Origin of the sequence: Microcoleus sp. BM001215392, assembly GCF_036700185.1 — a bacterium.
Classification (GTDB): Bacteria; Cyanobacteriota; Cyanobacteriia; order Cyanobacteriales; family Microcoleaceae; genus Microcoleus.
This window is the reverse complement of sequence record NZ_JAUBOJ010000239.1, coordinates 1-11,432: the sequence shown is the minus strand read 5'-3', so window position 1 is coordinate 11,432 and position 11,432 is coordinate 1. Positions and strand designations below refer to the sequence as shown.

The following is an 11,432-nucleotide window of genomic DNA, read 5'->3' as shown; positions in this document are numbered from 1 at the left end:
TCTATGTAGATATTGCCTTACAGATTTTTTTTTGCTCACTTTTTCAGTGCCATTGGACTTTAGTCCTCTCTTAAAAGTTTGTAGTAAGGACTTTAGTCCTCTCTTAAAAGTTTGTAGTAAGGACTTTAGTCCTCTCTTAAAAGTTTTATTTGCTAAGAACTTCAGTTCTTACTACAAACAAATTGTTCTGTTAGATACCCGACTTCTTGAAGAAGTCGGGTATCGAGGTATTGTGTGAGATTATTTGTTAATTTTCTGGGCTTTGGCGTGATGTTCCAAACGAGCGAAAACATTGTAGGCGTCGGGGCCGGGAGTACCGTGTTCGACAGCGCCGTCGATGGGGCCGTCGATGGCTTTCCAAGCAGGAATTCCGCCTTTTAATTCGGCTACTTTTCTAAAGCCGGCTGCGCGTAGCAGATTGGCTGCTTCAGCAGTTTGTTCGTCGGTTTCGCCGTAGATGTAGATGTCGCGTTCGGGCTCTAGGCTGGATTTGGCACGCTCTACTAATTCGTCGCTTGGCATTGGTACGGCACCGGTGATGCGACTTTTGTCGAAGCTTTCAAAGTCGCGGGCGTCGATGATTGTCAGTCCGGGTTCGCCCCAATCTAAACGGGATTTGAGGTCGTGGCTGGATACTTGGGCTTTTAAACCGGGAGGGGTGGGAGTCAAATCTGGCAGTTTTTCTTTGATGTCTGCAATTTGGTCGGGAATAGTTTTCATGGGTAAAATTCTGTTCTATGCTTTGATTGCAATGTAACGAGATGTGTCGGTTGAATGCGTCTTTCTAAAGGCGGAATCGGCTATTGAACTAAAGTCGCAGTTAAGTTGAATTGCTGGTGGTTGACTGCGGTTGGGAGCGCTATATTTGTTGAGGTTGCTAAGTTGACCGTTGACCGTTGACCGTTGACCGCTTGAGGGCTTGAGGGCGACCTCTACCTGGAAGTCCGAGCATTGGAGTAATAAATCGTCTGATTTTAATTTCTCGCGGGCTTTGGGCTTTAAACCAATTCTTTCTGGTAAGTTGCGTTAATTCCGATTGTTTTGATGGAAATGTACGATCGATCTGATTGACTGTAGATATTTTGAAGTGCGATCGATCGTCCAGTCAGCCATTGTATCAAATAATCAAATTTTAGTCAATGCCAATTATTTGAAAATGAAGTTTGCATAGGTTGTGCTCCGCCTCGCGCGCTATTTTACTGAGAAGTTGAGATATTTTTCAGCAAAATTTCTGGTAAAATTTGATACTAACAATAGGTATTTAAAGGTATACATATGTCTGAGCAAAATGAAATTCCTGTGTCTAAAACTGGGACGCCCGAAGAGCAAGCGGTTTGGGAGGCGAAGGCGAAAGTTCGGGTATTGCTGAATTTGTGGGATTTGGGCGGCGGTCAGATTCCGGTTAAAAAGGGGGATTTGACGAAGCGGATTGTGCGGACTAATGAGACGAGTCAGAGGTATCTGGAAGTGCTCGCGCAGTTGCAGGAATCTGGGGCGATCGAGTATTCGCTGGTAAATCGGGTGACGCGGGTGGAGTTGAGCGCGAAGGGGAAAGAGGTTTTAGCGCAGGGCTTGAAAAGTCGGGATTCTCTGTTTGAGTTTGATGGTTCTCAAATCGGTACTCGGCTGGGAAATGCTCTGCTGAAGTGGATTCGGCATCAGGATGGTGCGGCGAGTGTTGCTGTGGAGACGGGGAAGGAGGATGTAGGGGCGATCGCCTCCTATGACAATTTTAAGGCTGTGGCGATCGATGTGTACGACAGCTTGAACCGGGATTACAACTTAGACGATTTAGTGCCGATTTATCGGATGCGGCGGGCGATCGGGGAAAGAGTTGGGCGATCGCAGTTCAATGAGTGGCTGTTGGAAATGCAGGCTAATGATATTTTTCAGCTAATCGGGGGTGAAATGACAGATATTACGATCGATAAGGCAGAAGATTCAATCAAAACTGCACTTGGTGCACTTCGTTACTATGTCAAACGGCTAAATTCCTAAAATCGGCTTAAATCCTTTTGTAAATTCGTTAACCTCACACCAGAAGCTATGACTACTTCTCCTGTTTCCTCCCTTGAAGACCTTAACGCAGCTCTTTTAAGTCAAAACCCATTTGCAAAACCTCCTTTTCTAAATGCTGGTGATGTTTGGGGTCAGGAATTCTTCGATGTTGAGACAATAAATGCCCACGCCTCTGATGCTGTATTTCAGGCACTTGCTCAAATTCGTGCTGGTCACTACAAGACAACTTCGATCGCGATAACTGCTCAGGATGGAACCGGAAAAACTCACATTATTAGCCGCATCCGCCATCGTTTACAGGAGCATGGCGGGGGATTATTTGTCTACGCTAATAAATACGGTAATATCGGTCAAATTAAACAAGGATTTCAGCGAATATTGGCTGAGAGCCTTGGAAAGATTGGCAGGGACGGGGTGAGACAGTGGCAAGAACTAGCAACGGCAATGGCTAACAATGCTTTACAGATTGCTCAATCAAACGCTAAAGTTTTTGCTACTCAAGAATTTCTGCAAAAATTTAAAAACGGCACTTCAAGGCAAGTAAAGAAGTGGGTCAAGGAACTAACAAGAGCATTTTTGCAAGCGAAAAGTGTTAGCGATCCTGATATTGTCAAGGCCATTTTCTGGACACTTTCCGACGAACAATCACTTTATGCAATCAAATGGTTAGAGGGTCAAGAGCTTGCTCAATACAAAGCTAATGAATTGGAATTACCGAGTCAATGCCAATCTTTTGAGGCGGTTCTGCAAATCTTAGATTTGATTAGTGAGTACAAGGAACTGGTTATTTGCTTTGATGAGTTAGACACGCCTGATGCCTACGACGATATTAGTGGCTTACACATCAGTCAGATTGTTGCAGGACTAATCAAAGATTTGTTCCAAAATCTCAACCTGGGTTTGATACTGAGTGTAATGATGCCTGCTCAATGGAGCAATAAAATTAAGCAGCTACCTGGTGGAGTGTACACTAAGGTTTCGGTTCAGGGAAATCCGATTGACTTAAAATACATGGATGGGGAATCAATTGTTAACTTGGTTAGCTTTTGGTTGGACAAATATTATCAACGGCAAACCTTAATTCCTCCTGAGCCAATTTATCCCTTCACTCAAATTCAACTCAGCGACCTTGGCAAAGAAAAACCCACTGCTAGAGAGGTTTTGAAGTGGTGTAAAGAAAATTGTAATCCTCCTATTTCTACGGGTGAAGGCACTAAAAATCCCGAGATTTCTAATCCCGTTGAACTTGCTTTTGTCAAAGAGCTAGAGGAAGACATAGGAATTTATTTAGAAGATAATTATCTGCTTGCTGATGCTATTTTATTTGGCTTTCAGAGTTTGATTGGTCAGACGGTGGAAAGGGTGACAGTTCAGTCAGCCACAGATAAAGTTAAGAAACGTGGAGGCAAGGATGATTACATCAATTTCAAGGTAATTGTCAAAGACAACGGAACAGATGTAAACATTGGAGTTGCAGTGCTTCAGTATTCTGGTGGCAAAGGATTGGGAGCAGGTTTGAAAAGGTTAAATGATTACCAAACTTTTAATTTAACTCGCGGTTGTTTGGTTCGTTCCCAGAGCAAAAAGATTACTTCATACCTTGAGGAAAAGTATCTTGTACCGCTCATTAAACAGCAAGGTGGAGAATATGTCCCACTCAAAGAAGATGAAATTAAACCGCTGTTAGCTATTCGGGCTGTTTATCAGAAGCGCGAAGTAGATTATGGGGTGAGTGAGGAGGAAATTTTCAATTTTATTGCAGAAAAAGGTGCCCAGAAAATGCTAGGGGCTAGTAACCCCTTGCTTAAAGAGATTCTCAGCGATCCCTCCTATGAGGTTCCTACGGATCTGATTGAAGATGAACCCGTAGCTGTAGCGGAGTCTATTATGGATGACTTATCGGAGTCAGAAGAATTAGATAAGTCGTGCGAGAATTTACTGAGCGAGTTTAATTAAGGCTTCCTAAACTATCAACTTCATATTGGCACAAATACTCTCATGTCGTTAGTCAACATTGACAGGGCTATCCGTTTGCCTGCTCCAGACGTAGAAGCTTTAATTCAAGGGCGAATGATTGCAGCAATAGTTTGGCGAATGTTTAATCCGGGAGAACAATATGCACTCTATCCAGCCGATAATTCTAATATGCCCTTGATGAAACCTAAGCAAATGAGCTTGTTTTCAGAGTCAGGGCAATTAGAACTCCCACTGGTAGTTTCAGATAAAGTTTCGATCAAAGCTTGGGCTAGGTGCGAATTGTGCCAAATGGTGAATGAACCTGAATCATTAGAGGCTTTGTCGCGATTAACAGTCTGGAAAACAGAGGCATTACAGCAAATTCTCCAGCAGCGTCCTTTTATTTTTGTAGCTTACCTGCGGGTTTATTTACTGCCTCAGTCGCATGAAATCCCAGTGCATCCCAGCGGGAATTTTGTATCTTTGCCAAAATCCCTCACTGTGACTGATTCAACGCCTGTGTTGAGCGAGTCTATATTTGCAAAACTCTGCAAAAAGCTGGAAAAACTAGAGCCTCCCCAACATCCAGAATTGGAAGAGTTGCAAAGTGCATTAGTGCATTTATCCACCACCAACCCAAAAGCCAAACAACTAGATGAAGAAATCAAAATATTTCTAGGTTGGAGTAACGATAAGCCTGTAAAACCAATCAAACCGGATTTATCTTGGATAAATACCATAGCATCTTTGGGAAATCGCACCAAAGAACTAGATACAAACATAAGTAACTATCAAGCAGGAACAGACTTTGAAATTATAGTGCGCGATAGCCTTGAGTTTTTGGGATTTACCATAGATTATGCTCACAAAGGTGGTGCTGGCGGCTTAGATTTATTCTGCTCAAAACCTTACCCTCTGGTTGGTGAGTGCAAAGCGGGTAAAAAAATTCCTAACGATACAGCGGTTCAATTGCTGAATTTAGGAACGTTACGCCTCAGAGATGCAGAAATGCTCAAAAAAGCCACTAAGTTGATTATTGGCCCTGGCGTTCCAACTCCTCAACTTATGGATGCAGCAAAAGTACACGGTATGGCAATTATGAACCCTGAAACGCTGGAAAAACTGGTTAAACTGCAAAGCAAATATCCTAACTCGGTGGACTTATTTAAACTGAAAGAATACTTAAAACCGGGACAATCTGATGATGAAGTTGCTAAATATATTGAGCAAGTTGAACAAGAAATTAAAGTGCGATCGCACGTTCTTTCTATTCTGAAAAAGTATTTAGCAACTACAGGTTCTGAAAGAGCCAGTGTTGATGCTTTGAGCGGTGCGTATTCCATGTCTAACCCACCCAAGCATTTGTCCCGCGAAGAGTTGCACGAAATTTTAGTAGAACTTTCTTCTCCCCTAACAGGTTATGCAGGGCGAATTCAAGCAGATAATTTAGGGCGCGATCGCTTTTACTTCCTGCGCGACTTGCGATTAGATGATTGAGGTAGAATTGATGCGAGTGCCACTATTTCAATTCCTTAAACAGTATCAGGATCTACTCCCAACTCCCGCAACTTAGCCGCCAATCTTTCAGCGCGTTGACGTTCGATTACAGCTTCCTGTTCGAGTTGCTGCAATCGAGCTTGTTCTGCTTTCACTAACTCCTCAACCAATGGCGGATTAAGTATTTCGTCCACCAACAAAACCAAATCTGGAAATAGTACAGATGCGATTTCTTGCCCCGGCAAATAATCATTCTGTTCGTAAATATCGTCGTCTTCTGGAAATGCTAAAACCCGCAGCTTTCCCTTATTCTGCTTCGGATCGGCTATCCAATATTCCGGCACATCAGCTAAGTTGTACTCCGCTCGTTTAATTATGTAATATTCAGGGTGATTTTCGCTGACTACTTCTATCACTAACAGCGGCTTTTCATCAAAATCGAGGATGCCTGCACCGGGCCTAGCAGCAGCTTGTTCCAAAAGACTTTGAGTGCAGACAACTACATCAGGAATCCGGGACTTATTTTCATCGGTTCTGACTCCTAGATTAGTTTTTACTACTAAGTCGAGATTGTGCGTGGCTAGGTAACGCTGGATTTTGTAAACTAAATATTCGCAAATTTTGATGTGTAGAACTGTTGCTGTTGGCATTGGTATTAATTTGCCTTTGTACAGTTCATATTTTACATCAGGTTCTCCTTGATAAACTCGGTATTCTTCAAAAGTTAATCTGGGTGAATTATCAACTGGCTGTTCTGTGAAAACTGGCGGAATTGATTCAAACCTATGTTTTGCTAAGAGTTTACCTTTATACAGTTCATATTGTACATCAGGTTCCCCTTGATAAACTCGGTACTCTTCAAAAGTTAATGTGGGTGAATCATCAACTTGATTTTCTTCATTAACTGGCACAATAGGTTCAGACATATCTTTGTGACCTCAGCGAGTATTTCTGATTATTTTAAATTTAAACGACAGTATCAGGATCTACTCCCAATTCCCGCAACCTCGCTGCTAATCTTTCAGCGAGTTGACTCTGCTGCTCAGCGCGTTGACTCTGCTGCTCAGCGCGTTTACGCTGCTCCTCAGCGCGTTTACGTTCGATTACGGCTTGTTGCTGTGATTCCTGCAACTGAGCTCGTTCTGCCTTCACTAACTCGTCTACCAATGGTGGATTCAGTATTTCATCCACCGATAAAACGAAATCTGGAAATACTACAGATATAATTTCCTCACCGGGCAAGAAATCTGTGTAAGTGTAACCATCTTCACCTTCAATCAATGCAAAAAGCCTAATTTTTTGCTTGCCAAGTTTAGGGTCAACAATGCAATATTCTGGTACGTTAGCTTGTTCATACTCTCCCCGTTTGATCACATAATCTGCCCGCCGATCTTGGCTGACTACTTCTATCACTAATAGCGGCTTTTCATCAAAATCGAGGATGCCTGCACCGGGTCTAGCAGCAGCTTGTTCGAGAAGACTTTTAGTGCAGACGACTACATCGGGAATCCGGGATTTATTTTCATCTGTTCTCACTCCTAAGCTAGTTTTCACTACTAAGTCGAGATTGCGATCGGCTAAATAACGCTGCAATTTGTAAACCAAATATTCGCAAATTTTGATATGTAAAATTGTTGCTGTTGGCATCGGGATTAATTTGCCTTTGTACAGTTCGTATTGTACATCGGTTTCTCCTTGATAAACTCTGTATTCTTCAAAGGTTAAAGTCGGAGAAGTATCTGTTTGCTTTTGTTCTAAAACTGGGGCGATTGATTGAGACATAGGTTTTGGTATGAGTTGATTTTTATAGACTTTGTAGGGTGCGTCAGGTGAAGTTGTGGGACGACGATCGAGCGTTTGCGGACTGACGCACCCTACTAACTATTGTAGATCGGATTACCATTTGGGCGATCGCCTCAATAAAGCTGTAGCAGCCTCGCTGTCGAGAGGTCTAGAGAAAAAGTACCCCTGACCGTACTCGCAGCCGATCGCCCGCAGTTGAGCCAATTGCACGGCGGTTTCGACACCTTCTGCGACTACCTCCATCCCCAAACTGCGCGCCAGCATGACGATCGCCCGCACGATTTCCAAATTTTCGCCCGCTGCTCCGATGCGACTGACAAAAGAGCGATCGACCTTCAAAATATTAATCGGGAATTTGTGCAAATAACTCAGAGACGAATAACCAGTACCGAAATCATCAATACACAGCTCAATCCCCAATTCTCTCAACTGCGAAAGCATAGCCGCCGCCGCTTCCCCATCTTCCATCACTACAGTCTCAGTAATCTCCAACTTCAAACAGCGAGCGTTAACACCAGTTTCCTGCAAAACTTGCTTAATTTGCTCGATCGACTCCGGCTCAGAAAACTGCCTTCCCGAAAGATTTACTGCTACTGTCAGCCGCGAATTTCCCACAGGTAAGTTCAAACTCTGCCACTGAATAATTTGTCGGCAGCTTTCGTTCAACACCCACAAACCCAAAGGCATAATTAACCCAGTTTCTTCCGCCATTGCAATAAATTCCATCGGAGAAACTAAACCGCGTTCGGGGTGCAGCCAGCGCACCAGCGCCTCAAATCCGATAACCGAGCCGCTTTTCAAACAAACAATCGGCTGATAATAAACAGTAAAAGGACATTCCAATTGAGGAGGAGTAAATTGTGATTTCGGACGCTCCAGCTTCCAGTCGATTTCGCAGAATGGGGAGTTCTCCGCCGGGGGCAGACCTGCAAAATCCACTATTGAATATGTCAAATTCAGTTCTTCAATCGACTGCCGCAAATCGTGTTCCAAGTTCATCAAAGCCACAGCCCGAGTGTGCATCGAACTTGTAAACACTTCGTAGCGAGCTTTTCCGAGAGCTTTGGCGCGATACATGGCAATATCAGCATCGCGCAAAATATCTCCCGGCCACTGATATTTGTCGGTACTCAAAGCAATGCCGATGCTAGCAGTAATTAAAACTTTATGACCTTCCAAATAAAGCGGTCGTTCGATCGCCTTAAGAATTTGCTTAGCTTGGGCGATGGCTTCATCAACACCTTGAATTTCTTCGAGCAAAATCACAAATTCATCTCCGCCCAGACGAGCCGCCGTATCGCCGGGGCGCAAACAAGTTAAGAGACGGCGAGCCACAGCCACCAATAGCCGATCGCCCGTGCGGTGTCCCTGGCTGTCATTAATCACCTTAAACCTGTCCAAATCCAGAAACAGCACCGCAAATTGATAGTTCGGATGCCGTTGAACGCGCGCAAAAGCTTGGCCCAACCTGTCAGTCAACAAAGCGCGGTTCGGCAATTCCGTCAGCGCGTCGTGCAAAGCATCGTGCAACAATTGGTCTTCAGCCGCCTTGCGTTCCGTCACGTCGTGACAGTTGACGACAATTCCGCGCACCGAAGGTTCAGAGAGCAAATTCGTCGCCACCGCTTCCAACACGCACCAAAAACCGTCCTTGTGCCGCACTCGGTATTCCGCCAATCCCAGCCCAACTCTCGGCATTTGGATGACACCTTGAAAAACTTGATCCACCATCGGTAATTCATCGGGGTGAATCAAGTCAAATACAGAGCGGCCGAGCACTTCCCCCGTCGGGTAGCCCAAAATCCGCTCGGCGGAAGGAGAGACATAGCGGCAAAAGCCTTTCTCGTCGAGAATTACAATAATGTCTCTAGCATTTTCAATCAGCGAGCGAAAACGCTTCTCGCTTTGTCGCAGTTCTTGTTCCGTGCGCTTGCGATCGGTAATGTCGGTATTCATGTAAATCTGACCGACAATTGTCCCTGTGCGGTCTTTAATTGCATCGGCGCGCAGCAGCACTTGCAAAATTTTGCCGCTTTTAGTGCGGTTGGTAATTTCACCAGACCAAGAATAACCCTGCGCGATCGTGTCCAGAACCTCCAGGGCGACTGCGGGGTCAGCAACAACCGCCGGTATACCTCCAGCGAGTTTAAATTCCTCTGCGGTTTCCCATTCAAATAGCTGAGAAAACGCTTGATTTTGATAGATGTGAGTGCCGTCAGCATCGCTGATGCCGATCGCGTCGCTCGAACTTTCCACCGCCTTGCGAGTCAGCACCAGAGCTTCTTCTGCCAGCTTGCGCTCGGTAATGTCAATCCCTACCAGACAAGCGGCGTTACCCCGATCGTACTTTTGAGCCACAATCAAATAGTGTGCCGCCGACTGTCCGCCGTCGGTTTTCACCTTAGCGCTGAGTTCTTTCACCGTTTCCGTAGCGTCGCTGGCAAAAAACTCCACCACAAAAGAGTGAAAATCCGAGCTTACGCCCAGAAAACCGATATCTTGACCGACAAAAGCCGACGGTAACAAACCGTGCAGTTTAGCTAAGTGGCGGTTGACGCCCAAATACCGCAAATCCGAGCTAATCCAAGATACTATGCCCGGAACAGCTTCCAAAATCGTTTGCAGTTGGTCGTTGGCTTGCTGTAAAGCTTCCTGGACTTCGATGCGTTCGGATAAGTCGGACTGAGTTCCGACAAAATGAGTCAAATTACCGCTGTCGTCTCGCAGGGGAGATAGCGACAATTTGTTCCAAAAAGCAGTGCCGTCTTTGCGGTAATTTTTGATTGTCACCTGCAATGCTCGACCTTCGCGCAAGGCTTCGCGGATCTTAGCTACCGTAGTGCGATCGGTATCGGGGCCTTGCAAAAATCGACAGTTGCGCCCCAAGATTTCACGGGCGCAGTACCCTGTGATCCGTTCAAAGGCCGGATTGGCATAAATTACGGGACAGTCGGGCGCATTGGCGTCAGCAATAATAATACCGCTGCTAGTAGCTGCCAAAGCTCGATCGCGCAGCCACAGTGCTTCTGACGCAGTATCGCCGCCGATACCCCCCACTTCACCTAAATTAGAAATTGACTGGTTATCCCGATTTCCCATCAGCCAAACTTTCAAGCAAACCTTTGCAATTTCCGAGTTGTTTCTTACTTTAACGTTTTTCAGGACTTGCGAACGTAGATTGTATGTTGGCCTGTAACTAAGCCGGATTTCACGTTAGTTGTTAGTCATATTTTCTACGCTTGCTCGCGGCGCACGCGAGCATCTGAGTTTGGCTTTTAACCGCGCGCGATCGTCCTCCCGAGCTAGTACAAGCAAGTGTTCCCAAGTTTTTGAAGAGCTCGCACTCTCAGAAAAATACTTTTTTCCAAGCATGATATGCTCCCGCCGGGCATTTATAAAAGCACATCTTCACCGCACTATAGTTGTTACCCCTCAATTCCTCTCCCCCCTCTTCCCAAATCCCCGCACTTCCTCTATCAAGATGCCCAGCAGATTTACCAGGACTAGCAGCTTCACCCGCACTCCGGCGCAATATTCATCGGGAGTACAGCCCCGTTACCCTAATTGCTGTCGCAAACTAATCGATCGATTTTGCAACTGCTTGCTGCTGCGAAATTTCAAAAATTAAAATTAGCAGATTCCTGGCAGGGTTGAGCCTCTGCTGGTGATGAGAGGGCGGTTAATTTGGGAGCGAGCATTTTGGCTTTTTTAACTGTAAATTCTGTTTGTATGGCTTCTGGTTCTGCGATCTGTTTGGCTGCGATCGCGAATTCTCAATTCTCGATCGACCCAAAATTTATCGAGGACAAACCTGCGCTCCTGATGCCCGCTTGGCGCTCAGCTATTTTTGAGATTGTTGTCAATTTATGTTTAAAATTTGGCAACTTTAGTAATAAGTTATTTCATGATTATTGAAAATTTCTTAGATTGCCAGAGCCTCTGAACTGAAAAAGATATACAATTGCAGCTAGCTCGGGCTTGCTGGCCTCAACAATGAATGCTACTTGTACCAGACCCAGACGATCGATCGATAAATGTTTCATTTCAATATCTCGACAAATGAGATGAATTCCGATCTATAAGTGAAGAGATTGCTCGCTCGGTCTAATTACTAGAAACGCCTTTATTGGAGTAAAGCGGAGTTAATTGACGCATAT

At 44.9% G+C, this 11,432-nt stretch carries 8 protein-coding genes; 4 read left to right on the top strand and 4 right to left on the bottom strand.

Annotated elements, in window-relative coordinates:
- Positions 1-240: 240 nt before the first annotated feature.
- Positions 241-720 carry a rhodanese-like domain-containing protein gene (locus tag QT974_RS22295; RefSeq protein ID WP_333470606.1) on the bottom strand — a complete coding sequence of 160 codons (480 nt, stop codon included), beginning with the start codon at positions 718-720 and terminating at the stop codon, positions 241-243.
- Positions 721-1,275: 555 nt separating this feature from the next.
- Here QT974_RS22295 and QT974_RS22290 point away from each other — a divergent pair.
- From QT974_RS22290 to QT974_RS22280, 3 genes are read left to right on the top strand one after another with little or no spacing between them, the layout of a single operon-like run.
- On the top strand, positions 1,276-1,998 hold the full coding sequence (locus QT974_RS22290) for a hypothetical protein (protein WP_333470605.1): 723 nt from the start codon (positions 1,276-1,278) through the stop codon (positions 1,996-1,998).
- Between the two features lie 48 nt (positions 1,999-2,046).
- Positions 2,047-3,975, top strand: coding sequence for a P-loop NTPase fold protein (locus QT974_RS22285; protein ID WP_333470604.1), 1,929 nt, complete (start codon positions 2,047-2,049; stop codon positions 3,973-3,975).
- Between the two features lie 42 nt (positions 3,976-4,017).
- The gene (locus tag QT974_RS22280; RefSeq protein WP_333470603.1) at positions 4,018-5,472 is read left to right on the top strand and encodes a DUF1802 family protein; all 1,455 of its coding nucleotides are present in this window, start codon (positions 4,018-4,020) and stop codon (positions 5,470-5,472) included.
- Between the two features lie 35 nt (positions 5,473-5,507).
- Here the strand turns inward: QT974_RS22280 and QT974_RS22275 are convergent, their stop codons facing one another.
- The 3 genes from QT974_RS22275 to QT974_RS22265 form a co-directional block, all read right to left on the bottom strand.
- Entirely contained in the window at positions 5,508-6,398 is an 891-nt protein-coding gene (locus QT974_RS22275; RefSeq protein ID WP_333470602.1) for a Uma2 family endonuclease, read from the bottom strand.
- Positions 6,399-6,438: 40 nt separating this feature from the next.
- Positions 6,439-7,254, bottom strand: coding sequence for a Uma2 family endonuclease (locus QT974_RS22270; protein ID WP_333470601.1), 816 nt, complete (start codon positions 7,252-7,254; stop codon positions 6,439-6,441).
- Between the two features lie 114 nt (positions 7,255-7,368).
- Positions 7,369-10,374, bottom strand: a complete 3,006-nt coding sequence (locus QT974_RS22265) for an EAL domain-containing protein (RefSeq protein ID WP_333470600.1) — start codon at positions 10,372-10,374, stop codon at positions 7,369-7,371.
- A 600-nt stretch (positions 10,375-10,974) separates the two neighbouring features.
- Here QT974_RS22265 and QT974_RS22260 point away from each other — a divergent pair.
- The gene (locus QT974_RS22260) at positions 10,975-11,190 is read left to right on the top strand and encodes a hypothetical protein (RefSeq protein ID WP_333470599.1); all 216 of its coding nucleotides are present in this window, start codon (positions 10,975-10,977) and stop codon (positions 11,188-11,190) included.
- Positions 11,191-11,432: the final 242 nt, after the last annotated feature.